Here is a 25,693-nt window from a genome sequence, read left to right as displayed (position 1 = left end):
GTCCCGGACGCCGTGGTCAGTCCATGGAGACCAAGCGCTTCCTGTTCGTGTCGGCCGACGCCGCGCTGATCACCGACCTCGCGTGGCAGGTCCACCGCGAGGGCCACGACGTGAAGTACTACATCGAGGCCGAAAGCGACCGGGAGATCGGCGACGGGTTCGTCCCGAAGACCGACGACTGGGAGGGGGACGTCGACTGGGCCGACGTGGTCGTCTTCGACGACATCTGGGTCGGGTCGGACATCGGCACGGGCGAACTCGCGGAGGAACTCCGCGACCGAGGGACGGCCGTCGTCGGCGGCACGCGGAACACCGACCGGCTCGAGGAGGACCGCGGCTACGCGATGGAGGTCCTCGAAGAGCACGGCGTCAACACCGTCGAACACCACGTCTTCGAGGACTTCGACGAGGGGATCGGGCACGTACAGGAGAACCCGGCGCCGTACGTCATCAAGCCGCTCGGGGAGGTCCAGAACGTCAAGCGGCTGCTGTACGTCGGCAACGAGGACGACGGGAGCGACGTGGTCGACGTGCTCCGGGCCTACAAGAAGGCGTGGGGCCACCGGATGAAGGGATTCCAGCTCCAGCGGAAGGTGGAGGGCGTCGAAGTCGCCATCTGCGGGTTCTTCGACGGGAACGAGTTCATCGATCGCGTGAACTTCAACTTCGAGCACAAGAAACTGTTCCCGGGCAACATCGGCCCCTCGACTGGCGAGATGGGGACGTCGATGTTCTGGGCCGGACAGAACGAACTGTTCGAGAAAACCCTGGGCAAACTGGAGGGCTGGCTCGCGAACGAGGGATACGTCGGCAGCATCGACATCAACTGCATCGTCAACGGGACCGGCATCTACCCGCTGGAGTTCACGCCCCGGTTCGGCTACCCGACTATCGCGTTACAGGAGGAGTCTCTCGAGTCGTCGACGGGCGAGTTCTTCTACGACCTCGCGCACGGCAACGACCCCACCCCCGAGGTACACAGGGGCTACCAGATCGGCGTGCGGGTCGTCCTGCCGCCGTTCCCGTTCGACGACGAGAAGACGTACGACGAGAACTCCCGGAACGCGGCCGTGGTGTTCGAGACGGAGAGCCGCGAGGGGATCCACCTCGAGGACGCCAAGAAGGTCGACGGTCAGTGGCGCGTCGCCGGCGACAACGGGATGCCCATCGTCGTGACCGGCAAGGGCGACACGATGGGGGCGGCGCGCGAGCAGGCGTACGGCCGCATCGACGAGGTCCTGATGCCCAACATGTACTACCGGGACGACATCGGGGAGCGGTGGATCGACGGCGACGGCGACCGCCTGCAGGCGTGGGGCTACCTCGGGCCGACGGACGAGTAGCGACGACGCTGGGTGCCGCCGCCCGAACGGGCTCGTCAGATCCCCCAGCCGACCGCGATACCGACCGTCGCGACGACGGCCAACAGGAGCTGTAACGGTCCTCCGACCTTCAGGAAATCGGTGAACCTGTAGCCGCCCGGACCGTACACCATCAGGTTCGTCTGATAGCCGACCGGCGTCATAAACGACGTGGCGGACGCGAACATCACCGCGAGCAGGAACGCGAACTCGTTCGCGCCGAGTCGGGCAGCCGCGTCGACGCCGACCGGGATCATCAGCACCGCGGTCGCCACCGGCGTGATGACGCTCGCGAGCAGGCCGGCGACGAGGTAGAGGACGAACAGGACGCCGATCAGGGGGAGGACACCGTCGAGGGCCACGAGCGACTCCGCGATGACGGCCGCGCCGCCGGTCGACTCCAGCGCGATACCGAGCGGGATGACGCCCGCGAGGAGAAAGATGACGTTCCACGACACCGCGTCGTAGGCGTCCGCGGTCGTCAGGCAGCCGGTGACGACCATCGCGACCACGCCGGCGAGCGCGGCGATAACGATGGGGAGCAGGTCGAGCGCTGCGACGGCGACGACGGTCGCGAGGATCCCCAGCGCGACCGGCGTCTTCGGCGACAACGGCGCGATATCGGCGGTATCCGCCGCCGCGATCTCCTCGATAGCGCGTTCGTCGGCGACCACGAGCTCGCCCGTTTCCGCGAAGTAACCGATCGCGGCCGGCGTCGTCCGCACCAACAGGAGGTCGCCGGTGCGAAGGGTCAGGTCGGCAAGGTCGGTCCTGATCAGCTCCCCCTCGCGACGCACGGCGAGCACACTGGTCTCGTGGTACTCGTGGAGTCCGGTCTCGGCTATCGTCTCGCCCACGTATCGGGACCGCTCCGGGACGACCGCTTTCGCCAGCGCCCCCTCCGTAGCGGCCGCTTCGAAGGTGTCTTCGGTCACGGCGCTGCTGGCGCGCTGTCCGAGTCCCGTCGCCTCGCGGAACCGGTTGACCGCTTGGAGGCTCCCGTGGACGACGAGGGCGTCACCCGCCTCGATGACTCGGTCCGAGTGGGGGCCGGCGTAGGCGTCGCCCCCTCGGCGCGCCTGAAGGATCCGCACGTCTGGGTGGGCCGCATCGAACGCTTCGACCGACTCCCCCACAGCGCTGGAGTCCGGGCGCACTTGCATGAACGTCAGGTAGTCATCCAAGTCGAACTCGGAGACGGGATCGCTGTCGGGCGGGACGCGGGCGGGCGTCAGCCGCCATCCGACCGTCAGGAGGTACGCCAACCCGACCGCGAGCAGCACGGCACCGAGGCCGGAGAACTCGAACATCCCGATCCCATCGCGGCCGTCGATCAGCAGGCGAGCGAAATCACTGGCGAGGATGTTCGTGGACGTCCCGATCAGGGTGAGCGTGCCGCCGAGGATCGCGGCGTACGAGAGCGGGAGCAGAAGCTTCGAGGGGCTCATCTTCGAGTCCTCGGCGAGGCCGGTGACCATCGGGATGAACACCGCGACGACGGGGGTGTTGTTCACGAACCCTGCGATCGGGCCAGTTGTACAGACAGTGGCGACGAGGGCGCGGAACTCCGACCCGCCGGTGAAATCGGCGAGAATGACGCCGAGACGCTCGACGATGCCCGTGTTCTGTACGCCGGCACTGAGCATGTACATCGCGATGATGGTCACCGTCGCGGGGTTCGCGAACCCGGAGATGGCGTCGCGCGTCCCGACGCCCGTCCACGGTTCGAGGACGACCAGCGCGGCGACGACCGAGATCGCCGTGACGTCGTTGGGGACGACCTCCGTGACGAACGCCACGAGCACCGCGAGGATGAGGAGAAACACGACCGCGACGCTCGATACCTCGAAAACCGGCATATCCGTCCCGACTCGGGTCGCACTCTTCACTGTTTCCCTGCATCGTTCGCGGCGGCAAATACGTGCCACCGGTGGCGGGCGGTCCGCGGGACGTGCTGCCGGAAGCCCCATCTTTAATCCCCTCTCCACGAGTTAGCGGACAGACATGTCCACGCGGACGGTTCGCGGTACGGTTGGTGGGATGGCCGATCGAGCGAATCCGGCGTTCGCGGTCGCGGCGGTGGCCGTGCCGCTGGCGGCGCTCGGCTACGCGCTGACGGTCGCGTCGCTGCAGGCGCACACGTACGTGCACGTCATGGCGGGGGTGCTCTGGACGGGCTTCGACCTGTTCATCGGCGCGGTGCTCGGACCGGTCGTGGGCGGGCTCGACGACGAGACGAGCGCCGCGGTGTTCCAGCGGCTCACGCCCAAGACGGCGTTCCTGCTGCCGGCGCTGGCGGTGACGACCATCGCGGGCGGCATCACGCTCGCGCTCCGGCTGAACCTGTTCCCGAACGCGGAGCCGTGGCTGGCGCTGTTCACGGCCGCGAACCTCGTGCCCATCCTGCTGCTGCTCGGCTGGCGGCTGGACGCGTGGGGCGACCGGCGGTGGCAGGTCCCGTTCGCGCTGGTGACGGTCGGCTCGCTGGCCTGGGTCGCGACGACCGTGGGGGACCTGCAGGCGACGACGCCCGCGATCATGGTCGCGCTCGCGCTCGTGACGGTGCTGTCCGTGCAGGGGTTCGGCTTCCTCCTGCCCGGCGAACTCCGGATGTACGCGGAGATGACCTCGCCGGAGCCCGACGCCTCCGTCATCGCCGCGGTCGGCCGACAGAACGCCAAGCTCGGCGGCGTCCAGGGGCTCGTGCAGCTGCTCCTGATCCTCGACATGGTCTACCTGCGCTACGGCGGGTTCTGACGCGCCCGAGATTCCGTCTCCTCGCCGCCCCCGACAGAAGCCCCGCCGACAGAAACGCGACTTACGCCGGCCGCGTCCCGACGCGCGCCACGCGGTCGTCCTCGCGGTCGACGCGCTCGGGGTGGATCGTCGCGGCCAGCGCCTCCAGCGTGTCGACGACGCGGTGGCTGTGTCTGTTCATGTAGGCGGTGCCGTCCATCGCGTAGACGCGTCCCTCGCGCGCGGCGGCGAGGTCCGAGAACCCCTCGCGGGCGCGGAGGTCTTCGACCGCACGCTCGGCGCCCGCGCGGTCGTAGCCGCAAGGCGCGACGACGACGACCTTCGGGTCGTACGCGCGCACGTCGGCCCAGTCGAGTGTCTCCGAGCGCCGGCCGGCCTCGGCGAGGCCGGCCTCGCCGCCAGCGGTCTCCACGAGTTCCGGGACCCACAGCCCGCCGTGTCGAAGCGGGTCGGTCCAGTCGAAGGCGGCGACGCGCGGACGCTCGCGGTCGGGCACGTCCGCGACCGCCTCGCGCACGCGGTCGATCCGCGCGTCGAGGTCGGCGCGGAGGTCGCGGGCGGCCGCCTCCCGGCCCACCGCGCGCCCGATGCGCGCCACGTTGTCGAGCACGTCGCCGAGGTCGTCGGCGTGGACGTCCAGCACCTCGCAGTCGAGGTCCAGCCGCTCGACCGCCTCGCGGGCGAGGCCGGCGTCGAGCGCGCAGACCGCGCAGACGCCCTGCGTGAGCACCGCGTCGGGGTCGGCCGCGGCGAGCGTCTCGCCGTCGAGGTAATACGTGTCGTCGAAGGCGGCGATGCGGTCCACCTCGGCGGGGTCGCGGTCGAGTTCCCGAACGAGGCCCGTGAGCGTCGGGCGGTCCGCGACCTCGGGCGGGTGGTCGCACTGGTGGGAGACGGCCGCGGGCGTGGCCCCGAGTTCCGCGGCCACCTCGGTCGCGGACGGGAACAGCGAGACGACGGTCATGCGTCCGGGTTCGCGGGCGGCCCCGTTAACGTTTCGCGGTCGCGGCCCGTGAGAGGGCCGTCTCGGGAGGGCGCCGCCCGTGAGGGATTACCAACAGACATTAGACGGCTTCGCAAATATTAAACTACGGCATATCGAAGGTCCGTCCGATGACTCAACGCGTCGCGACCACGCCGGGGCTGTTCCCGCTCCCGGACTGGGCGAAAGAGAGACTCTCCGACCTGAAGGGCCACCAGAAGGGCGACCTCCTGAGCGGCGACGAGGGCGAGGACGTCGTCGCCGCGTACGACGAGGTCCGCGCCGAATTCGTCGCCGATCAGCTCGACGCCGGCCTCGACCGCGTCGTCGAGGGGCAGGGCCGCTGGGACGACATGATCGCGCACCCGCTGACCGTCTCCGACGCGGTGGAGACCGGCGGCATCGTGCGCTACTACGACAACAACAACTTCTACCGCGACCCCCGGGTAACCGAGGAGCTCTCCTTCTCGGGCGACGTCGCGGGCGAACTGGAGGCCGCCGCGGACGTGCTCGGCGGCGAGGCGCCGCTGCAGGCGACCCTCCCCGGCCCGTACTCGCTCGCGGATCTGGCGACCGACGAGCAGTACGGCGACGCGGAGACGTTCCTCGCGGCGGTCGCGGAGTTCCTCGCCGGCGAGGTGGAGGCGCTCCCCGACCACGAGACGCTGTTCCTGCTGGAGCCGTCGCTCGTCGAGAACCCGCCCGAAGACGGCCTCGACGCCGCCGCCAGCGAGGCGATCGACGCGGTCGCGGCCGCGACCGACGCGGAGGTCGTCGTCCACACCTACTGGGGCGCGCTCGACGAGAAGACGTACGCGCACCTGATGGACGCCGACGTGGACGCGCTCGGCCTCGACCTCGTGGCGGGCGACCGCGAGGACACGGTCTACAACGTCCAGGAGTACGGCACGACCGAGTCGGTCGCGCTCGGGCTGGTCGACGGACAGAACACGCTCGTCGAGGACCCCGAGACGGTCGCCGAGCGCGTCGAATGGTTCGAGTCGCAGGTGCCCGTCTCCGGGTTCGAGACGACGTACCTCACCTCGAACACGGAGCTGTTCTACCTGCCGGAGAACAAGTACAAGGCGAAGATCGAGGCGCTCGCCGCCGCCACGGAGGTGCTCGAGTAATGGTCAGAAATCCCGACGCGAACCGCACGCAGTTCCGCCCGAACGACCACCCGAACGACTCGTTCCTGCTGACGACGGTCGTCGGCTCCTACCCGAAGCCCAAGTGGCTCAACCGGGCCGACGAACTCGTCGAGGACGACGAGTCGAAGTTCGACGCCGCGGACCTGGAGGAGGCCCACGACGACGCCTGCCGGCTCATCACGCACGAGCACGAGCGCGCCGGCCTCGACACGGTCGTCGACGGCGAGATGCGCCGCAACGAGATGGTGGAGTTCTTCGCCCACCGCATCGACGGCTACGAGTTCAACGGCCCGGTGAAGGTGTGGGGCCACAACTACTTCGACAAGCCCTCCGTCGTCGAGGAGGTCACCTACGACGAGCCGTGGCTGGTCGACGAGTTCGAGTTCACCTCGAACGTGGCCCAGCGTCCCGTCAAAGTCCCCATCACGGGCCCGTACACGCTCGGCTACTGGGCGTTCAACGAGGCGTACCCCTCCACCGAGGAGCTCGTCTACGACCTCGCGGACCTCGTCAACGAGGAGGTCGAGAAATTGGTCGAGGCGGGCGCCCGCTACATCCAGATCGACGAGCCGGCGCTGGCGACGACGCCGGAGGACCACGCCATCGTCGGCGAGGCGCTCGAACGCATCGTCTCGGGCATTCCCGACGACGTTCGCATCGGGCTCCACGTCTGTTACGGGGACTACTCGCGGATCTACCCCGAACTGAACGACTACCCCATCGACGAGTTCGACGTGGAGCTCTGCAACGGCGACTACGAGCAGATCCCCGTCTTCGAGGAGCCCGAGTTCGAACCGGACCTCGCGCTCGGCGTCGTCGACGCCCACACCGCGGAGGTCGAGCCGGTCGCGGAGATCAAGGAGAACATCCTGCAGGGGCTCCGCGTCGTGCCGCCGGAGAAGCTCACGATCTCCCCGGACTGCGGGCTGAAGCTCCTGCCCCGAGAGATCGCGTACGGCAAGACGGAGAACATGGTCACCGCCGTCCGCGAGGTCGAGGCCGAGATCGACGCCGGCGAGATCGACCTCGACGACCCGCTCGCGGGTTACTGAGCGCGGCGGGTGCCGCCCCTCGGGAGTGTCACGGGGGATCTGCGGAACCCTCACCGCTTAAGTGCGGTCGGCGGGAACGGTCGTCCGAGATGACACATCCATCCGAGGATACTCGAAGTCGGGACGCCCCGGCTGGTCGAGAAATTCGCGGTTCGAACTGACCCGACCGACGCGGACGCACTGCTTCTGGAGCCCGACGACGGCGACGCCTACCGGCTGGACCGCGCCGACGCGCGGCGGCTCCGCGACCGACTGGACGAGGCGCTGACCGAGCGCCGCGAGTTCCTCTACACGGCGGGCGAACACCGCGAGGACGGGAGCTACGCCGTGGCCCGGAGACACGCCGACTCCGCGGGCCACGAGAAGGTGTTCGACGGGTTCGCGGCCGTGGAGCGGCTCTACGAGCGCCTCCCCGGCCGGTTCGGCGCCGAGGAAGTCGAGCGCACGGGGCTGACCGGCGGCCGCCGCCACCTGGTCGTGCGCCACTTCCTCGAACACCCGGCGTTCGACTGTCGGCTCGCCGGCCGCCAGCCGCTGCGGGTCGAGAAATGCGGCACGGAACCGCCAGCCGACGGCTCCGAAGAGGAGGTGACGACTGCGGACTGACTGAGGGCCACCGCTGACGCGGAGAACCGCCGACTGACCACCGACCCGTTTCTGACCCATTCGCAAGTTCAAAGTCGCTGCCCGCCGAGTCTGCGGTATGGAACTCGACGACACGGACAGGGCGATCCTGCGGATCTTACAGGAGGACGCTCGCACTCCATTCTCCGAGATCGCGCGGCGGATCGACATGTCGAGCGCGACCGTCCACGACCGTGTCGGCCGGATGGAGGAGGCCGGGGTCATCGAGGGGTACCACGCGAAGGTGAACGCCAAGGCGGTCGGCTACGGCGTGTCCGCGCTCGTGGGGCTCCGCGTCGAGCAGGGGCGCGAGGAGGACGCCCTGGTGAAACTGCGCGACATCGAGGAGGTACAAGAGATCCACCTCACGACGGGGGAGTGGGACGTGATGCTTCGGGTCGTCGCCCCCGACACGGAGGAACTCCGCGAGCTCATGTTCGAGCGCGTCGCCAACATGGACGGTTTCTCGCGCTCGCAGACGATGATCATTCTCGGGACGGACTACGAGTCGGACGCGCTCCCGATCTGAGGCCCACGGGATCGCTCCCGGGCGACGCGGGCGACTGGACCGGAACCCTCAACTCGGGCGTGGCCCCACGCAAGGGTATGAGTAGCTGGGTCGAGCGGCGGTTCGGCGTGTCGCCCGCGCGGGCGTGGCTCGGCGGCGTTCTCGCGACGGTCGCGGCGCTCGTCGCCGGGTCGCTCGCGCTGCCGCGGCTCGTGTACGACCGTTTCCTCTGGCAGTACTTCTGGGGCCCCGTCGTCGCTGACGGCGAGGGCGCCTCGTGTGCAGTTCGGCGACCGGACGGCACCGTCGACCTGCTCGGGTCGGCGGGCTGTGCCGAGGCCGAGGCCGCGGGCGCGGTGACGGCGTACCCGGGTTACACGCTCGTCTCCGAGGTCGGCTACGTCGTCACCCTGCTGGTCGCGCTCGCGGGCGTCGTCCTCCTCCTCGACCGGCTGGAGATCGGCGGCGAGAAGCGGTTCTTCTACGCGCTGTTCCCGTTCATGCTGTTCGGCGGCGCGCTCCGCACGGTCGAGGACGCGGGCGTCGCCGCGACGCGCGCGGGCGCCGAGCCCCTGATCGCCTTCCCGTACAGCGCGCTGATCATCAGCCCCTTCATCTACTTCACCGTCTTCGCGTTCACCGTCGCGTGCGTCGTCGCCGCGGTCACGCTGGAACGACGGGGCGCCATCGACGACTACGCGAAGCCCCTGTTCGCGTCGGGCGCGACCGCGCTCGCCGCGAGCGTGGGCTACCTCGGCTACCTCGCCGCGACGACCGGCTACGTGGAGTTCTACCCGCAGGTGGCGGCGGTCGTCCTCCTCAGCGCGAGCCTCGCCGCGGCGGTCACGTGGGCCCTGATCGAGCGGTTCCAGCCGTCGATCAACGCCGGCACCGGCTTCGTCGGCTTCGTCGTCATCTGGGGCCACGCTGTCGACGGCACCGCCAACGTGGTCGGCCTCGACTACATGCCGCTTTTGACGGGCACGGGGAACCTCGTCCCCAAACACCCCGTCAACGCGGCCATCGTCGACCTGTTCGACGCCGCGTGGCCGTTCCTGCTGGTGAAGCTCGCGGCCGCGACGTTCGTGGTCTGGGTGTTCGAAGACGAGATGTTCACGGAGTCGCCGCGGTACACGGTGCTGCTCCTGACGACGGTCCTCGCGGTCGGACTCGGCCCCGGAACGCGGGACATGCTCCGGGCGACCTTCGGGGTCTGAGGGGCCGGTGCCGCCTGCTTGCGTAGCCGCCTTATACGTGGCCCGCGGACGGGGGCACATGAGCGACACACTGCTCGACCGTCACGGCGGCACCGCGCTGCGCGTCGCCGTCGTCTTCTTCGCCGCGCTCTCGGTCGCGGCCGCGTACGTCCGCGTTACCGAGTTCGGCCCCGAGGCCCTCCCGGACGCGGTCGTGAGCGTCTACATCGCCGCGCTGATCGTCTGGGGCGTCTTCCGCGAGGGACTCCGAACCACGCGCTTCCGGATCCTGCTGTACGTCGGCGTGATCGCGTGGGGCGCGACCGGACTGATCGGTGACCCGAGCGACGCCGTCTCCCTGATCCTGCTCGGCGGCGGCCTCCTCCTGCTCGGCCGGACGCTTTACCGGGAGTACAGCCGCAGGAACAGCCCCGTCTACGACCGCTGATCTGACGGCACCCCGACGTTTTCCGCCAGTTCAGAAGCCGGCCCGCTTGTGTGCCAGAAATCCGCCGAATGCGCCGGCGCCGGCGGGGTAGAACGCGCCCGCGCCGAAGATGCCCCACAGCAAGTCCGGGCCGGCGTTGCCGCCCGACGCCGCGACGCTCACGAGCGGGATGCCGATCAGGACGAGCGGCGCAACGCCGGTGAACTGCATCGCCGCCGCCCGCGCGCGGCGGAGGGGGCGGGAGGTGGAGACGCCCCGCGTCGCCAGCGCCCCCGAGACCGCGAAGGCGACCGCCGGAACGAGGAGCGGTAGGAGATGGATGCCGCCGGCCTGCAACAGCGGGTTCACGGTCGCGGCCGCGGTGCCAACACCGAGATCCATCGGGACCGACAGGGGGACGAACTGCGCGTTGAACAGGAGGTGACCGGCGCCCGCGACCGTCGAGACGCTCTCCGGGGCGAGGTTCTCGGCCACCTCGTAGCTGACGCCGTCGACGGTCACCGTGGCGCTCGCGAGGAGGTCCTCGTACCGCAGCGCGGCGACCGGGAGGAACGCGAGGTAGCTGGCCAGAAAAGCGGCGGCGCCGTAGAGCGCGCGCCGTCCGCCGGGATACCGGAGTTCCGTGCGTCTGGAGGCGGACATGTCTCTCCGGTCGGCGGTCGGCGGGAAAAGTGCGGAGGTTCCGGAAGTCGGTCCGCGGTGCGGTCGGAGTCGGACGACCCTCAGAACTGGTCGGCGACGGCGGCGACGACCGCGTTCTCGACCGCCTCGCGGGCGCCCGAGAGGAACTCGATCTTCCCCTCGCGGACGCCGGCGACCGAGATGTCGGCCTCGGGCGCGATCTCGGCGGCCTCGGCGGCGACCTCGCGGACGGAGACGTCCGCGGTCGTGCGGACGTACAGCTCGTCCATGCCGATGCCGACGGTGGCGTAGTCGCCCTCGCGGTTCCGGCGGTGCAGTTCGTCGAGGAGCAGCGGCGTCGGCGGGAAGTCGTACTTGTGGGTGTACGCCTCGGTGTCGAGCACGTCGAAGGTGACGTTGTCGACGTGCTCGGTCTCGAGGTTCGCCTCCGCAGTCTGCACCTCGGTCTCCAGTTTCTCGCGGAACTGCTCGGAGACGTGCGCGGCGAGGTCGCCGCCGTCCTCGAACAGGAGGTCGGTGACGAGTTCCCGCTTGTCCTGGTAGGACTGGTAGTACGCCTCCAGCGCGATGGCCTCGCGGAGCTCCGCGACGCGCTCGGCGTCGTAGCCGGCCTCGGCGGCCGCCTCGACGTAGGCGTCCGGCGTCTCCTCCCAGTAGCTCACCGCCGGGAGGTGCTCGAGGTCCCCGCGCACGTCCTCGTTGACGGCCGCCGCCAGCGAGGCGACGAGCGCGCCCGTCGAGAGCGAGCCGTCCACGTCGGCCAACTCGGGCGAGACGAGCGTGTCGACCGTCTCGCGCGTCTCGGGGTCGGCGACGGCCGCGTCGACGACCACGGCGTCGGCGTCGTACACGTCCAGCAGGCCGAGGCCGTCCTCGGACTCGACGGTCGAGCCGGTGCCGACGAGCAGGAACAGCGGGAGCTTCTCGTCGTGGCGGTCGCGGTCCTGCAGCATGCGCGTCGCGTCGTTGGTCGCCGCGTCCATGTCGTACACCGCGCCCTCCAGCGGGCGGCGGGTGAAGTAGTGGTAGACGGCGTCGCGCTTGGCGTGCTCCTCGCGGACCAGCGGGAGCGTCGCGCGCTCGACGGCCGCGCCGGCCACGTAGCCGTCCGCGGTCGCCGGGTGCCGGACGACGACCGGGCGCGACTCCAGCACCGCGCGCCGGATCGCCTCGGCCGCGTCGAGCAGGCCCTCCGAGAGCGCCGCGACCGTCTCGTCGTCGCCGAGCGGGTCGACGGCGTCGGGGCGGGCGCGGTCGGTGAGCGCGTCGGCGAGCCGCTGCTGGACGGCGGCGGCCTCGTCGCCTTCGAGCACCGCGAGCGCCTCGGTCTCGACCTGGATCTCGTCGTGGCGGAGTTCGACCTCGCCGTCGAGACGAACTACGTCGCCGAGTTCGACGCCGGGGTACGCCCGGACGCCCGGCTCGACGAACGCCGCGCAGTCGACGACGCCCGTGCGGTCGCGCACCTCGAAGACGGTCGGGCCGCCGGTCTGGCGGACGCTCACGACCTCGCCCTCGATCCGGACCTCGTCGCCGACGCGGTCACCGAGCGACTCGACGAGGACGTGCTCGGGAGCCGCCTCGGCCTCGGCCGGCACCTCGTGCGCGGTCTCGGCCGCTTCGGTCTCACCCTCCGTCGGCTCCTCCGCGGACGTCTCGGCGGCGGACTCGGACGGTTCCTCGTCCCGCTCGGCCTCTTCCTCGACGACTTCGGGCTCCTCGGCGTCGACCACGTCCGCGGCCTCGAACCCGGACTCCGCCCCTTCGGGCTCGGGGGATGCCGACGACTCGTCCTCGGCGGACGCTTCCTCGGCCGGTTCCGCTTCAGACACCGCAGTCTCCGGTTCCTTTTCCTCCTCGTCGGCCTCCTCGCCGGGGACGAACTCGGTGCCGTCCTCCTGCACGAGGTGGCCGCGGAAGTCGCGCTCCGCCTGGCGGATCGACCACGCGAGGTCGACGTTGCCGTTGTCGCGGACGTTCTTCACCTGCACGTAGACGGTGTCGCTCGGCTCCCAGTCCAGCGAGTCGAGGCGGCGGTCGAGTTCGGAACGGTGGAGCAGCCCGGTCACGCCGGGTGCCAGATCGACGAACACGCCGAAGTCGGCGTAGCCGTCGACGGTGCCGCGGTAGTAGCGTCCCGAGACCAGTTGGTGCGGGCTGTCCCCGCGGAACTCGAAGCCGACGTCCTCCTCGTGGGAGTCGCAAATGCGACCGTCCACGGAGGCGCCGCAGATGATACAGGATCCCATTTGGTGGATGGAGACCCTCCCGCCTAAAACGGTTGTCGAAAGCCGCTCGCGCCCGAACGGGCACGCGCCGCGACGGGGGGCGCGCGAGACCGCCCAGCCACCTGTGCCGGCGCGTTCGGATCAGCCGAGCGCGAGCAGCGGCGCGACCGCGCGGTAGGCGACGCCGTAGCCCACCAGCGCGGCCGGGAGCCCCGCCACCAGCGTCCGCGGCCACGTCGTCCCGTGGACGGTTCTGAGTCCGACGAGGAGCAGGCCGGTCGCGTACGCGCCGGCCGCGAGCCTGAGCGCGGGGACGGGCGGTCCCGCGAGCGCGAAGGGCGCGCTCGCGTACGCGACGACTTGCACCGTCTCGCTGACGCCGCCGCGCTCGCGGAAGCCGAGGCCGAGCCGTGCCAGTACGCCGGCCGCCGCGGGGTCAGCGGGCGGGGCGCGGCGCTCGAGGCTGGCGAGGACGGTCGAGACCGTCGCGACCGCGGCCGTGAGGTGGAGGCCGACCGGCGCCGCCAGCACCCCCGTCGCCAGCAGCGCGATCAGCACGGAGACGGCCATCGACTCCGTGATCCCCGGCACCGCACTGGGGTCGGCGGCCATCCACCCCGCGGCGTGCGCGAGCGCGACGACGACCGCGAACGTGAGCGCGGGCGCCTGGTCGCCCGGGCCGACGCCGTTTCTGAAGAATCGCCGCGGCCGGACCAGCACCTCCGCCCACGCGCGAGCAAGCGCCCGCGGCCCCCGAGCGCGGCCGCCCTGCGGGTCCTCGATCCAGGTGGTCACGGACGCCGTTAGGGGGACGGTCCATAACCCGGTTGCGGTTGCGTTTTTGTGACCGGCACGGTGGGGAGCCCGTCCGCGACCCCGACAGAAACGGTCCGCTCACGACCCCGACAGAAATGGTCCGCTCACGACCCCGACAGAAATGGTCCGCTCACGACCCCGACAGAAATGGTCCGCTCACGACCCCGACAGAAATGGTCCGCTCACGACCCCGACAGAAATGGTCCGCTCACAACCCCGACAGAAATGGCCCTCGCGTGAGAGGCGTCGCGGAGCGCCGCTACAGCTCGACGCGCTCGCCGCTCTCGTCGGAGCGCTCCACGGCGTCGAGGACGCGCTGGACCTCGTACGCCTCCGCGAAGGAGGGCGAGAACTCGCGTCCTTCCGCGACCGCCGAGAGGAACTCGTAGTTCTCGTGGACGAACGTGTGCTCCCAGCCGAGGACGTGGCCCGGCGGCCACCAGTGGTCGAGGTAGGGGTCCTCCTCGTCGGTGACCAGCACCGTCTCGTAGCCGCGGTCGCCCTCGCGGAGCACCTCCAGTTCGTTGAGCCGCTCCAGCGAGAAGCGCAGGCTCCCCTTCGATCCGTGGACCTCGACGGTGTGGTCGTTCTTGTGGCCGGTCGCCATCCGGGTCGCCTCCAGCGTCCCGACCGCGCCGCTCTCGTAGCGCACCTGCGCGGTGTAGGCGTCGTCGACGGTCACGTCGCGGTACTCCTCGATCCCGCCCGCGTCGTCGAAGACCGGGCGCTCGCCGACGAACGTCCGGAGCTGGCCGGACAGGCTCTCGATCGGGCCGGTCTCGTCCGCGACGAGGAAGTCCAGCAGGTCGACGGTGTGGGCGCCGAGGTCGCCGAGCGCGCCGGAGCCGGCCATGTCGGCGTCCATCCGCCACGCCCACGGCGCCTCCTCGTCCACGAGCCAGTCCTGCAGGTAGCGCCCGCGGACCTGCCTGATCTCGCCGAGGTCGCCGTTCGCGATCAGGTTCCGCGCGTGGCGGATCGCGGGGACGAACCGGTAGTTGAACGCGCAGCCGGCGGGCACGTCCGCGGCCGCGGCGGCGTCGCGCATCGCCGCGGCCTCCTCGAGGGTCGGCGCGAGCGGCTTCTCACAGAAGACCGGGATCCCGGCCTCCAGCGCCGCGATGGAGGGCTCCGCGTGGACGTGGTTCGGGCCGAGGTTGTAGAACACGTCGACCTCTTCCAGCGCGGCTTCCCAGTCGGTCTCCGTGTGGGCGAAACCGAACCGCTCCGCGGCGTCCGCGAGCGCCGCCTCGTTCCGGCCGATCAGGGTGTGGCGCTCGACCGCGGGCGCGTCGGGGAAGAACATGGGGAGCCGCGCCAGCGCGTTGGCGTGCGCCTTGCCCATGAACCGGTAGCCGAGGACGCCGACCTTCAGGGGTTCGTCGGGGGGAGTCTCGCTCATCGGGGATCACTCCGCCCAGTAGGCGTCGCCCGGCGTCGTCTCGAAGACGGCCCGCGAGAGCACGTCGACGGCCTTCTCGAGCCCCTCGCGCGAGGAGGTAAGGCTGTCCTCGTGCTCGATGGAGAGCGCGCCCTCGTAGCCGACCATCCGGAGCGTCGAGACCACGTCCTTCCAGTGCGCCTCGCCGTGCCCGTAGCCGATGGAGCGGAACAGCCAGGAGCGCTCCGGCTCGTTCGTGTAGTCGGCCGTGTCGAGGACGCCCTTCTCGCGCGCCTTCGACTCGTACACCTTCGTGTCCTTCGCGTGGACGTGGTGGATCGCGCCGCGCTCGCCGAGCAGGCGGATCGCCTCCGTCACGTCGATCCCCTGCCAGTAGAGGTGCGAGGGGTCGAAGTTCGCGCCGATCCGCTCGCTGGTCTCCGCGCGGAGCCGTAACATTCCCTCCGGCTCGTAGACGAGCATGTTGGGGTGCATCTCGATGGCGATGTCCACCGCGTGCTCCTCGGCGTGGGCCGCCAGGTCGCGCCAGTAGGGGATCGCGACCTCCTCCCACTGGTAGTCGAGCGCCTCCTTGTGCTCGGTCGGCCACGGTGCCGTGATCCAGTTCGGGGTCGAGTCCCCGGGTGCCCCCGCCGGCAGTCCGGAGAAGCAGGTGACCGTGTCCACGCCGAGCAGGTCCGCGAGTTCGACCGCCTCGCGCAGTTCGCGGTCGGCCTCGGCGGCGCGCTCCTCATCGGGGTGGAGCGGGTTGTTGTGCGTCGCCAGCGCGGAGATGCGCAGGTCGTGCTCCTCGACGGCCGCCAGCAGTTCTTCGCGCGCCTCGGAGCTCTCGAGGTGTCGCTCGCGGTCGAGGTGGTCCTCGCCGGGCCAGCCGCCGACGCCGAGTTCGACCGCGTCGACCCCGAGTTCCTCGAGGTACGCGAACGCCTCCTCGACGGACTGGTCGCCGAGCGGAACGGTGAGTACGCCGATATCCATGTGCGGCGCTTGTACTACGAACCGAATAAACCTTCAGGATGAGGTGACCGCCGGCGGCGATGAGCCAGGGCGTCGGTTCCGGCGTCAGTCCAGCCGCACGGCGCCGCCCTGCTCGGAGGAGCGGTAGATGCCGTCGATCACCTTCTGCACCGTCAGCGCCTGCTCGACGGTGTTGATCGTCGGCGCCTCGCCCTCGGCGACCGCCTCGAGGAAGACCCCCTGCTCGGTGGCGTGGGTGTCGTTCTCGCGCGTCTCGATCCGCTGGTCGGCGTGGTGGTGGCCGCCGCCGGTCCTCGACTCGAAGATCGTGAGGTCGTGGCTGTCGCGGTCGAACCGCGCGCCCGCGTCGCTCCCGCGGATCACGAACTCGTCGTTCGTCGGGCGGTTGGTCGCCCACGCGACTTCCAGCGAGACGGTGCGGCCGTCCGCGCCGCGGATGAACGCCGACGCGGAGTCGTCCACGTCGAACCCCTCCGGACCAGCGTCCTCGCCCCACATCTCGACGAACGTGTAGTCGTCGCGGCCGCCGAACGCCGAGCGGGTGACGCCCGAGACCTCGACGACCTCGGGGTAGTCGAGGAAGTAGAGCGCGAGGTCGATGGCGTGGACCCCGATGTCGATGAGCGAACCGCCGCCCGCGACGCCCTTCGACGTGAACCACGACCCGCGGCCGGGGATGCCGCGCCGGCGCACGTAGTTCGCCTCGACGTGGCGCACGTCGCCGAACCGGCCCTCCGCCTGCTCGTGTTTCAGGACTTGCACCGGCTCCGCGAAGCGATTGTTGAACCCGACCATGCAGAAGCCGTCGGCCTCGCGGGCGGCCTCGACGATGCGCTCTGCGCTCTCGAGGTCGTGCGCGAGGGGCTTCTCCAGCAGCACGTCGAGGCCCGCCTCGAGCGCCGAGAGCGCGTACTCCTCGTGGAACCGGTTCGGCGTCGTCACGAGGACGGCGTCCGCCTCGGCGTAGAGGTGTTCGGCCTCCTCGTACACCGGCGCGTCGAACGCCTCGGCGAACCGCGTGCGCGCGTCGGCGTCGATGTCCATGCCGCCGACGAGGTTCGCGCCCCGCTCCGCGAGTCGGTTCGCGTGGTGGTGGCCGATACCGCCGAGGCCGACGATGCCGACCCGAACGTCGTTGGGATCGTCCATGAGAACAGTTTTCACAACGATTGTTGTTAAGATTCACGTTCCGGCGGCGGGGTCGGGACGCCGGCGTGGCCGGAGCCGAAACCCGCCGGCCGGGGCCGGAGTCAGTCCAGCCCGTGGACGATGGCGTCCCCGGAGCCGGTGTCGAAGAGGTGGACGCGACTCCGGTCGAGCACGACGTCTATCTCGCCGTCCTCCTCGACCTCGACGTCCGGGTCGACGCTCATCAGCAGCTGGTCGCTGTCGCGCTCGTCGATGCGGAGCTCGGCATCCTGCGCGAGCTTGAGGTAGACGAACACCTCGTTGCCCATCGGTTCGAGCACGTCGGTCCACGCGTTGACGACCGCGGACGGGTCCTCGACCGACTCGACGCCGTCCGCGAGGTAGACGTCCTCGGGACGGATCCCGAGCGTCACCTCGTCGCCCACCGACACGTCGTAGGCGTCGGGGTCGAAGTCGACGGTGACGTGTTCGGCGTCGAAGCCGTCCGCGGTCACCTCGCCCTCGACGAAGTTCATCGACGGCGAGCCGATGAAGCCGGCGACGAACAGGTTCGTCGGCTCGTTGTAACAGACGAGCGGCGGGTCGATCTGCTGGAGCTGTCCGCTGTCGATGACCGCGATGCGGTCCGACATCGTCATCGCCTCGGCCTGGTCGTGGGTGACGTAGACGATCGTCGTGTCGAGTTCCTTGTGGAGCCGCTGGAGCTCCGTCCGCATGTGGACGCGGAGCTTCGCGTCGAGGTTCGCCAGCGGTTCGTCCATCAGGAACACGTCCGGGTTGCGCACGATGGCGCGCGCGATGGCGACGCGCTGGCGCTGACCGCCGGACATCTCCTCGGGCATCCGGTCCATCATCCCCTCCAACTGGACGATGTCCGCCGCCTCCTCGACGCGGCGGTCGATCTCCTCCTGGTCGTACTCGCGCAGGCGGAGCCCGAAGGAGATGTTGTCGTACACGTCCATGTGGGGGAACAGCGCGATGTTCTGGAACACCATCGAGATCCCCCGGTCCTTCGGGGGCAGGTCCGTCACGTCGCGCCCGCCGATCTCGATGGTCCCCTCGGTGGGCAGCGTCAGGCCCGCGATCGTCTCCATCGTGGTCGACTTCCCGCACCCCGATGGGCCGACGAAGGTGACGAATTCGCCGTCCTCGATGTCGAGGTTCATGTCGTCGACTGCCGTTACGTCCTCGTACCGCTTGGTGATGTGTTCGAGCGTTACGTTCGCCATGGTTACTCCTTCACCGCCCCCTGTGTCAGTCCGCTCACGATCTTCTCCTGTGCGACGACCACGAGGATGGCGACGGGGAGGACCCCGACGATGCTCGCGGCCGCCATGAGGTTGAACAGCACCTCGTACTGGCCCTGGTAGCGGAGGATTCCCTCCACGATGGGCGCCCAGCTATCGACGCGGCCGTCCGTCATCAACGAGGAGAAGAAGTACTCGTTGTACACGGAGATGAACGTCAACACGCCCGCGGTCGCTACGCCCGGCGCCGACAGCGGAACGATCACGCGGAACAGCGCACCAATGCGGGTCGTCCCCTCGACGCGGGCCGCGTCCTCCAGCCCGTCCGGTATCTGCGAGTAGAACGTCGTCAGGATGAAGATCGACAGCGGCAGGAACAGCGCCGAGAACGGGATCATCATCGCGAACGGGGTGTTGTACAGCGAGCCGTCCGACACCAGCGGGCGCAACACGTCGAAGTTCGTGTTGAACAGCCGGTTCAGCGGCACGAAGAACGACGCCGGCGGGAAGAAGGACACGATGAGGATAAGCAGCATCAGCGGGCCCTTCCCCTTGAACCGCAGGCGGCCGAACACGTAGCCGGCGAGGCTGGCGATCACCAACACGATCACCGTCGTCACCGTCGCGATGACGAAGCTGTTGAACATGTAGCGGTGGAACGCGACCGCCTCGAACATCTCTACGAACACGAGGAAGTTCGGCTCACCCCCGGGCAGCAGGAAGATGTTCTGGAGGTCGTTTCGCGGCGTCAGCGCCACCATCAGCAGCCAGTAGAACGGGAACAGCGTGGTGAGCAGGAAGAACCCGGTGGCGAGGTAGAACATCGCCTTGTACGCGATCTGCGGGTTCTCGATCGAGTTGGTGACCCACCGCTCGAAGGGACCGCGCTTGAGCCGCGGCTCCTCGTCGCCGACCGCGTCCGCGGCCGCCAGGTCGGGGTGCTGTTCGTCGGGCTGTCGGTCGTCGCTCATTTATGCGAACCCTCCCTCGGTCTCGCGGAAGCGCCACAGGTAGAACGCCACGAAGACGGCGATGACCACCGCGGTCATGAACGCCACCGTCGCCGCGGTCGCCCACCGGCGGGTCTGGTCGAGCGAGATGATCACCAGACACGTCAGCGACGGGACGGTCGAGCAGCCGACCGTCGCGTCGATGACGCCGTAGATGCGCATCGCGTCCATCGTCCGGAACAGCATCGCGACCAGCAGCGCCGGCATCACCAGCGGCAGCGTGATGTAGCGGAACCGCTGGAGCGTCGACGCGCCCGACACGCGGGCCACGTCGTAGAGGCTCCGGTCGACGCTCTGGAGCCCCGCGAGGATCAGCAGGGCCATGAACGCCGTCGTCTTCCAGATGTCCGCGACGAGGACGATGATGAACCCGTCGCTACTGCTGGCCAGCGGCGTCGACCCGAAGATCCCCAGCGACTGCATCCAGCCGGTCGCGAAGCCGATCGTCGGCTGGAACATCAGGTAGAAGATCATCGCCTGGATGACCACGGGGATCGCCCACGGGATGATGATCGCGACGCGGACCCAGCGCCGGCCACGGAAGTCCTGGTCCAGCACGAGCGCCTGTCCGAACCCGATCGTCGTCTCGAAGAGGACGCTCAAGATCGCGAACGCCAGCGTCACGAGCAGCGCCTGTCGGAAGAACGGCGTCCCCATAGTCACGAACGGGAACTCGCTCGTGAGCGCGATGTCGATGAACTCCCGCGGCAGCCCCGCGCTGCCGGTGAGCACGTCCGCGTAGTTCTCCGCGCCGACGAACTCCCCGAACGGGTTTCTCCCCGCCGTCTGGTCGGCGAGCAGGGAGAACCGGAACGTCGCCAGCAGCGGGTAGAACGCCACCAGCGCCAGCAGGAGAAACGCCGGGATCAGGAGGACGTAGGCGAACGCCTGCTCCCCGAGCATCTCCAGGCGGTTGAGCGGCCGGGCGAGGAGGCCGCGTACCCCGCCCGCCGACTGACTGTCTGTTGCCATGTGCGGCTCCGGTTATGCGTTGGACTCGCTCTCTTCGAGTTGGGTCGCGAGCTCTGCCATCGCGTCCTCCGGCGTCTTGTCGCCGGTGTACGCGTCGTGCACCTCCTGGTAGACGTACTGCGACTGCGTGGGCCAGATCTGCGTCACGGGCCGCGGGATGGCGCCCTCGGCGGAGACGGAGAGCGTCTCGAGGTACCGACCGATGGGACCGAGGTTGTCCGGGTCCGCGTTCTCCGTGACCGACGGGACCGGCGGGATGTTGCCGTTGAGCTCGAACAGCGTGAGCATCACGTTCTCGTTGGCGAACGCTTCCAGCACCTGCGTCGCCTGGTCCTTCTTCTGGGAGTAGGTGTTGAGAGTGAGGTGCCAGCCGCCGAGCGCGGCGCGCGAGCCGCCGAGCCCCTCGTAGTCGGACTCCGAGGCCTCGATACCGTACGGCATCGGCATCGTCCCGAGGTCCTCGCCGAACACGTCCTCGGCGCCGTTGATGACGACCGAGTACGGCCAGTTACGGTGGAAGATCGCGTTCCCGTTAGTGAACGGTTCGCGGGCGTCTTCCTCGGTGTACTGGACGATGTCGGTGTTGGTGATCTGCGGGTAGCCGTCGAGGGTGTTCTCCGCGTCGGGGCCGAGCATGAACGACCGCATCATACGGATGGTGTCGAGCACGGGCTCCTCCTCGACGGTGATCGGTCGGTCGCCGATCGGGCCGAAGAGGTTGTCGCGGCCGCCGAAGTAGGCGCCGCCGAAGGAGCTCATCGTCTCGTTGAACGTACAACAGGAGAGCCCCTCGTAGGCGTCGGCCTGCGTGGTGAACCCGTAGTCGTACTCCTCCTCGCCTCCGTGGTACTCCCAGACCTCGGCGACGACCTCGGCGAACTCCTGCCAGGACATCGGCTCGGTGGCCCAGTTCTCGCCTTCGGGGTCGAAGCCGGCCTCCTCGACGAGATCCTTCCGGTACTGCATCACCGGGTAGTCCGGGAACAGCGGCAGTCCGTAGAGGTCGCCCGTCTCCGGGTGCCGGGCGGTGTCGACGGACGCGCCGAGGTAGTCGCTCTCGACGTAATCGATCACGTCGTCCGACAGCGTCTCGGTGAGGTTGTCGAGGTGTTCACGGACGATGAACGGGATCGTCCACCCGCTGTCCATCATGAAGATGTCCGGCTCCGAGCGACCGGCGTCGAGCGCCTGCGAGTAGGACGCCTGCCGCGAGTCGGTCTCGAAGTCGCCCGGGAGCACCTCGATGGAGATCTCCTCGTCGAGCCCCGCCTCGTGGAGCGCCTCCTCGATGTCGTCGGAGATGTCCGCGAAGTCCTGGTCCGCGGAGATCTGCACGACGTTCTCGTCGTCGTCGCCGCCGCCACCGAGACAGCCGGCGACGCCGGCCGCGACTCCGGAAGCGCCCGCCGCCTGTACGAACCGGCGCCGAGAGACGCCACTCCGCTCGTCCGCACCGTGTGGGTCAGTATCAACCATTACAGTCTGTCCGATTAGGACGAACCCCCTATATAGCTTTGGGATGTGTTACTACAGCTGTTGTAACTTGTTCGCCGAGCGTCAGCGAGGACGCCGATCCACCGAGTCGTCGAAGATCGACGCCAGCCGTTCGTAGGTCTCCGAGGTAACCGCCTCGTGCGCGAGCCCGTAGACGCCGGCGACCTCGCGCGTCCGCGTCGCCGAAGCCATCGTGGTGAGCAGCCGCTGAACGTCGTCGGCGGCCGCGTACATCAACAACAGCTGAACGCCGTCGAAACAGAACCAGCCGCGGCCGGACTCGACGTGCTCCATCGCGCGGCTGTACCGCATGCTGAGTCCGGTGAGGTCGCTCGGGGCGACCGGCGACGTGGTCCACAGCGGCCCCTCGTAGGAAGGGGCGGAGCTCGTCAGCGGGATGTGCCCGCAGCGGCTCGGGTCCCCACCCTGCCGCTCGATCGTCTTCTCGACCCGAGCCGGAGCGTTCGGGGAGACGACGAGCAGGTTCCCGAACGCGGACGTGGGGAGACTCTCGATCACCGACGCCATGCTGCCCACCGAGACGAGCGTCTGTCGACCGGGATCGAGGTCGAGGGGTTCACTCGCGCTTCGCATCGCCGAACCCCCCCATGGTCCCGTCCGTCTCGGGTTCGTCACGTTCCTCTCCGCCAGTTCGCCCCATCCCGCCGCCCGCGTCGAACCCCGCAGACCCGTCGATCCGAACGAAGGGACGCGCGAAGTGCGTGACGCCGGCCGTCCCGAGCAGCGCGGCGAGGAGGCTCAGGGCTCGCCCCGGAACCTGCGTCTCGACGAGGAGCCCGACCCCGTAGCTGGCCGCCAGCGCGAAGAAGCCGGCCGAGAGCAGCACCATTCCCCGCGTGTACGCGACGTTCGTCGAGTACCGGACGACGGGGTACGCGAGCAGCGCGCCGACGGCGAGCAGCGCGCCCGTCTGTGCCGAGACGACGAGGGTCTCGACGTTCATACCCGTCTGTACCCCCCGAGCAGCAGGAATCCCTCGATGGCCGCCGCCACCGCGGCCCCGACCGCGAGCGTCGAGACGGCCAGGTCGTAGACGCCCGCGGTCCCGATCCCGACGATCGTCGGCACGTTCAGGGCGATGAATCCGACGAACACCACCGGAATCGGCCGCAACACGCGACCGAACGGGGAGCCGGCGAACCCCCGCGCCGCGATGACCGACAGCGGAAGGCCCGCGGCGAGAGCGAGCGTCGTCAAAAGCAGGAGCAGACGCGACAGCATGTTCCTCGACTGTGCGGTGCGACGACTTATAACGACCGGGAGTCCGCGGTGCGGCCGCCGGTCAGGTCCACCGGTCGAGGCCGGTCTGCACCTGCGCCTCTTCGATCCGCTCGAACCCGCGCTCGACCTCGTCGGCCGCGACGCCCCACTCCTCGACGACGTACCGGCGCGCCGCCTCGACGTCGGGGTCGATGTCGCGGTCGACGTCGTAGTCGTCGGTCGCCGGCGGGTTCAAGAACAGCTCGCGGACGGCGGCCGCGTTGGCGATCTCGGCGTCCCGCGCCTCCAGGACGCCCCACAGGTCGCCGTGTTCGCGGATCTCGGAGAGGGCGGTCTTCGGCCCGATCCCGGAAACGCCCTCGTTGAAGTCGGTCCCGCAGAGCATCGCGGCGTCGATCAGCTCCTCGCGCGTCAGCCCGAGGTCCTCGAGCGTCGCCGCCAGGTCCATCAGCTCCGGGTTCCCCTTGCTGGTGAGCTGTCTGAGCGTGCGCGGCGCGCCGAAAAGCAGCGTGTCGTAGTCCTCGCTGCCGGCGTAGTCGACGCGCTCGCTCGCGGCCATGTGGGCACACTGCGCCTCGCCCTCCGCGGGCGCCTCGACGTACGGCACGTCCAGCAGGTCGAACAGCTCCCGCGTCGTCGACTGGATCGTGTCGGTGAGCCGCTGCGTCCGCGCCTCCAGCCGGGCCGCCTCGACCGCGTCGCCGGCCGCCTCGGCCTCCGCCCGGCGCTCCTCGGCCGCCTCGCGCTTCTCGCGGCGCTCCGCGATCTCGTCGGCCTTCAGTTCGGTCACCGCGCCGTCGAAGACGAAGACCGGCGTCAGGTCGTGCTCGAAGAACTTCGGGAGCCCCTGCACGACGCCGACGAGGTTCGCCACCTCGGTGCCGTCGGCGGTCGTGTACACCTCGTCGCTGGTCCACTTCACCGTCGTCGTGAGGTAGCGGTAGAGCCAGTTGTGCGCGTCGACGGCGACGACGCTCCCCTCGATCTCCGCGAACTCGACCTCGCGGAGGCTCGCGAGCGAGCGCAGGTCTGCGTTTCCCATCGCCCCGACCGAGGGCGGCGGCGACCTTAAATCCGCAACTCCGGGGGTCGGGCGCCCGCGCCGCATTCCCCCGAACCGCCGTCGCCCAGGCGTTCGCGCAGGAAGGACCGCTCCGCGTCGGAAAGCCCCCCTCGCTTTCGGTAGCGCGCCAATCCCTCCCGGTAGCGGGCCGCTTCCTCGCGGTCGGCGGCGGGCGCCTCGACCGGCCGCTCGAGGACCAGTTCCGCGAGCCCGGTCTCCCTCCCGGTGAACGCGAACCCGGCCCGGTAGAGCGCCTCGTAGGCGAAGGGGTTGTTCACCGCGATGCGGACGCGCTCGAACCCGCGCTCCGCGGCCGGTCCCAGCAGGTCGCCCACGAGCCGCGGCCCGAGCCCCTCGCCGCGGAGCGCCGCGTGGACGGTGACGTACCGGAGCCGAAGCACCTCGGGGTCGGTCCGGTCGGCGTCGAATGCGATCGCCGCCGCCACGTCCGCGTCGAACGCGTCCGGGTCCATCCCCTCCGGGAGCTTCCGGCCCGGCTCCCACCCCGGCGCGGCGGCGCTCCCGTCGGCGGTTCGCAGGGCCGCCTTCCCGGTGGTCGTCATGACGAACTTGCCCGCGTAGCTGAACGCCCGGTAGTCGAGCCGGAGCGTCGGTTCGTCCTCGGGCCAGCCGAGGAGGTCGAACTCCATGCCGGATCGTCCGGCGCCGCTCCCTTTGAACCTTCCCGCGAACGCTTATGTCTCGGCCGCCGCCACCCTCCGGCATGCACGGGACCGGCGACGTGCGGTTCTTCGATCGGATCGCGCCGCTGTACGACCTCGTGATGCCGGCCGCGAATCGCGCGGACCTCGCGGCGGGGCTCGGCGAGGCCGAGCGCCCGGTGGGGACCGTGCTCGACCTCGGCGGCGGGTCCGGGCGCGCGACGGTCGAGTTGGACGCGCCCGAGCGTGTCGTCGTCGACATCTCGAAGGGCATGCTCGCGCGAGCGCGGGAGCGCGGGCTCGACGTGACGTTCGGCGACGCCGGCCGGCTCCCCGTCCGCGACGGCGCGGTCGACGCGGTGACCGTCGTCGACGCGCTCCACCACTTCCCGGAGCGGGAGGCAGCGATCCGGGAGGCGGCGCGCGTCCTCCGGCCCGGCGGCGTCCTCGTCGTCCGCGAGTTCGACCCGAACCACCCCCTCGGTCGGCTCCTCGCGCTCGGCGAGCGCGCGTTCGGGATGGACTCGGCGTTCCTCGGTCCCGACGCGCTCGCGGCCGAGATGCGCGACGCGGGCCTCGACGCGAGGGTGCTCGACCGCGGGTTCGGCTACACGGTCGTCGGGATCGAGCCCTCGGACGACGACCCGCCGAGCGCCTGAGTCCGTCGAAGCTCCGCGACCCGATCCGCACGAAACAAGAGGGAGCCACG

Annotated in this window: 26 protein-coding genes; 9 read left to right on the top strand and 17 right to left on the bottom strand. The window is 69.8% G+C overall.

What is annotated here, in order from left to right:
* Positions 1-23 precede the first annotated feature (23 nt).
* Positions 24-1,343 carry a phosphoribosylamine--glycine ligase gene (locus ACQE3L_RS13430; protein ID WP_426964380.1) on the top strand — a complete coding sequence of 440 codons (1,320 nt, stop codon included), beginning with the start codon at positions 24-26 and terminating at the stop codon, positions 1,341-1,343.
* Positions 1,344-1,378: 35 nt separating this feature from the next.
* Here the strand turns inward: ACQE3L_RS13430 and ACQE3L_RS13425 are convergent, their stop codons facing one another.
* Complete coding sequence (locus ACQE3L_RS13425) at positions 1,379-3,220, bottom strand: SLC13 family permease (RefSeq protein WP_426964379.1); 1,842 nt, start codon at positions 3,218-3,220, stop codon at positions 1,379-1,381.
* 181 nt (positions 3,221-3,401) lie between these two features.
* Here ACQE3L_RS13425 and ACQE3L_RS13420 point away from each other — a divergent pair, with 181 nt between their 5' ends.
* Positions 3,402-4,118: a hypothetical protein gene (locus ACQE3L_RS13420; RefSeq protein ID WP_426964413.1), complete on the top strand. Its 717-nt coding sequence runs from the start codon at positions 3,402-3,404 to the stop codon at positions 4,116-4,118.
* Positions 4,119-4,179: 61 nt separating this feature from the next.
* Here the strand turns inward: ACQE3L_RS13420 and ACQE3L_RS13415 are convergent, their stop codons facing one another.
* On the bottom strand, positions 4,180-5,082 hold the full coding sequence (locus ACQE3L_RS13415) for an ABC transporter substrate-binding protein (RefSeq protein WP_426964378.1): 903 nt from the start codon (positions 5,080-5,082) through the stop codon (positions 4,180-4,182).
* A 149-nt stretch (positions 5,083-5,231) separates the two neighbouring features.
* Here ACQE3L_RS13415 and ACQE3L_RS13410 point away from each other — a divergent pair, with 149 nt between their 5' ends.
* The 6 genes from ACQE3L_RS13410 (at position 5,232) to ACQE3L_RS13385 (ending at position 10,079) form a co-directional block, all read left to right on the top strand.
* Positions 5,232-6,230, top strand: coding sequence for a 5-methyltetrahydropteroyltriglutamate--homocysteine methyltransferase (locus tag ACQE3L_RS13410; RefSeq protein WP_426964377.1), 999 nt, complete (start codon positions 5,232-5,234; stop codon positions 6,228-6,230).
* On the top strand, positions 6,230-7,303 hold the full coding sequence (locus ACQE3L_RS13405) for a methionine synthase (protein ID WP_426964376.1): 1,074 nt from the start codon (positions 6,230-6,232) through the stop codon (positions 7,301-7,303). The genes ACQE3L_RS13410 and ACQE3L_RS13405 overlap by 1 nt, the downstream gene beginning before the upstream one ends.
* 216 nt (positions 7,304-7,519) lie before the next feature.
* Entirely contained in the window at positions 7,520-7,909 is a 390-nt protein-coding gene (locus ACQE3L_RS13400; protein ID WP_426964412.1) for a DUF7528 family protein, read from the top strand.
* Between the two features lie 97 nt (positions 7,910-8,006).
* Positions 8,007-8,456: an Lrp/AsnC family transcriptional regulator gene (locus ACQE3L_RS13395; RefSeq protein ID WP_058365138.1), complete on the top strand. Its 450-nt coding sequence runs from the start codon at positions 8,007-8,009 to the stop codon at positions 8,454-8,456.
* A gap of 77 nt (positions 8,457-8,533) precedes the next feature.
* Entirely contained in the window at positions 8,534-9,652 is a 1,119-nt protein-coding gene (locus ACQE3L_RS13390; RefSeq protein ID WP_426964375.1) for a DUF63 family protein, read from the top strand.
* A gap of 58 nt (positions 9,653-9,710) precedes the next feature.
* Complete coding sequence (locus ACQE3L_RS13385) at positions 9,711-10,079, top strand: hypothetical protein (RefSeq protein WP_426964374.1); 369 nt, start codon at positions 9,711-9,713, stop codon at positions 10,077-10,079.
* A gap of 30 nt (positions 10,080-10,109) precedes the next feature.
* Here the strand turns inward: ACQE3L_RS13385 and ACQE3L_RS13380 are convergent, their stop codons facing one another.
* The 15 genes from ACQE3L_RS13380 to ACQE3L_RS13310 all read right to left on the bottom strand — a co-directional run bounded on the left by ACQE3L_RS13380 (position 10,110) and on the right by ACQE3L_RS13310 (position 24,972).
* The gene (locus tag ACQE3L_RS13380) at positions 10,110-10,721 is read right to left on the bottom strand and encodes a DUF7978 family protein (RefSeq protein ID WP_426964373.1); all 612 of its coding nucleotides are present in this window, start codon (positions 10,719-10,721) and stop codon (positions 10,110-10,112) included.
* Between the two features lie 80 nt (positions 10,722-10,801).
* Positions 10,802-12,970 carry a DHH family phosphoesterase gene (locus ACQE3L_RS13375; RefSeq protein ID WP_426964372.1) on the bottom strand — a complete coding sequence of 723 codons (2,169 nt, stop codon included), beginning with the start codon at positions 12,968-12,970 and terminating at the stop codon, positions 10,802-10,804.
* A 120-nt stretch (positions 12,971-13,090) separates the two neighbouring features.
* Positions 13,091-13,744, bottom strand: a complete 654-nt coding sequence (locus ACQE3L_RS13370) for a YIP1 family protein (RefSeq protein WP_426964371.1) — start codon at positions 13,742-13,744, stop codon at positions 13,091-13,093.
* Between the two features lie 280 nt (positions 13,745-14,024).
* On the bottom strand, positions 14,025-15,167 hold the full coding sequence (locus ACQE3L_RS13365) for a Gfo/Idh/MocA family protein (protein ID WP_426964370.1): 1,143 nt from the start codon (positions 15,165-15,167) through the stop codon (positions 14,025-14,027).
* Positions 15,168-15,173: 6 nt separating this feature from the next.
* The gene (locus ACQE3L_RS13360; protein WP_426964369.1) at positions 15,174-16,145 is read right to left on the bottom strand and encodes a sugar phosphate isomerase/epimerase family protein; all 972 of its coding nucleotides are present in this window, start codon (positions 16,143-16,145) and stop codon (positions 15,174-15,176) included.
* 84 nt (positions 16,146-16,229) lie between these two features.
* Positions 16,230-17,294 (bottom strand): Gfo/Idh/MocA family protein, encoded by a 1,065-nt coding sequence (locus ACQE3L_RS13355; protein WP_426964368.1) that lies wholly within the window; start codon positions 17,292-17,294, stop codon positions 16,230-16,232.
* 101 nt (positions 17,295-17,395) lie between these two features.
* The gene (locus ACQE3L_RS13350) at positions 17,396-18,523 is read right to left on the bottom strand and encodes an ABC transporter ATP-binding protein (RefSeq protein WP_426964367.1); all 1,128 of its coding nucleotides are present in this window, start codon (positions 18,521-18,523) and stop codon (positions 17,396-17,398) included.
* Between the two features lie 2 nt (positions 18,524-18,525).
* Positions 18,526-19,512, bottom strand: coding sequence for a carbohydrate ABC transporter permease (locus ACQE3L_RS13345; RefSeq protein WP_426964366.1), 987 nt, complete (start codon positions 19,510-19,512; stop codon positions 18,526-18,528).
* The gene (locus ACQE3L_RS13340; RefSeq protein WP_426964365.1) at positions 19,513-20,523 is read right to left on the bottom strand and encodes a carbohydrate ABC transporter permease; all 1,011 of its coding nucleotides are present in this window, start codon (positions 20,521-20,523) and stop codon (positions 19,513-19,515) included.
* Positions 20,524-20,535: 12 nt separating this feature from the next.
* On the bottom strand, positions 20,536-21,999 hold the full coding sequence (locus ACQE3L_RS13335) for an extracellular solute-binding protein (protein WP_426964364.1): 1,464 nt from the start codon (positions 21,997-21,999) through the stop codon (positions 20,536-20,538).
* An 81-nt stretch (positions 22,000-22,080) separates the two neighbouring features.
* Positions 22,081-22,611, bottom strand: a complete 531-nt coding sequence (locus ACQE3L_RS13330; protein WP_426964363.1) for a DUF7504 family protein — start codon at positions 22,609-22,611, stop codon at positions 22,081-22,083.
* On the bottom strand, positions 22,595-22,981 hold the full coding sequence (locus ACQE3L_RS13325; RefSeq protein ID WP_426964362.1) for a hypothetical protein: 387 nt from the start codon (positions 22,979-22,981) through the stop codon (positions 22,595-22,597). Before ACQE3L_RS13325 ends, ACQE3L_RS13330 begins: the two co-directional genes overlap by 17 nt.
* Positions 22,978-23,259 carry a hypothetical protein gene (locus ACQE3L_RS13320; protein ID WP_426964361.1) on the bottom strand — a complete coding sequence of 94 codons (282 nt, stop codon included), beginning with the start codon at positions 23,257-23,259 and terminating at the stop codon, positions 22,978-22,980. Before ACQE3L_RS13320 ends, ACQE3L_RS13325 begins: the two co-directional genes overlap by 4 nt.
* Positions 23,260-23,320: 61 nt before the next feature.
* Entirely contained in the window at positions 23,321-24,301 is a 981-nt protein-coding gene (gene fen, locus ACQE3L_RS13315; RefSeq protein ID WP_426964360.1) for a flap endonuclease-1, read from the bottom strand.
* Between the two features lie 26 nt (positions 24,302-24,327).
* Positions 24,328-24,972 (bottom strand): GNAT family N-acetyltransferase, encoded by a 645-nt coding sequence (locus ACQE3L_RS13310; protein WP_426964359.1) that lies wholly within the window; start codon positions 24,970-24,972, stop codon positions 24,328-24,330.
* Between the two features lie 74 nt (positions 24,973-25,046).
* Between ACQE3L_RS13310 and ACQE3L_RS13305 the strand changes: the two genes are divergently transcribed.
* A complete protein-coding gene (locus ACQE3L_RS13305; RefSeq protein WP_426964358.1) occupies positions 25,047-25,643 on the top strand; it encodes a class I SAM-dependent methyltransferase in 597 nt (198 codons plus the stop codon).
* Positions 25,644-25,693: the final 50 nt, after the last annotated feature.

Source organism: Haloparvum alkalitolerans, assembly GCF_050122995.1.
Classification (GTDB): Archaea; Halobacteriota; Halobacteria; order Halobacteriales; family Haloferacaceae; genus Haloparvum; species Haloparvum alkalitolerans.
This window is presented reverse-complemented; position numbering and strand designations above follow the sequence as displayed.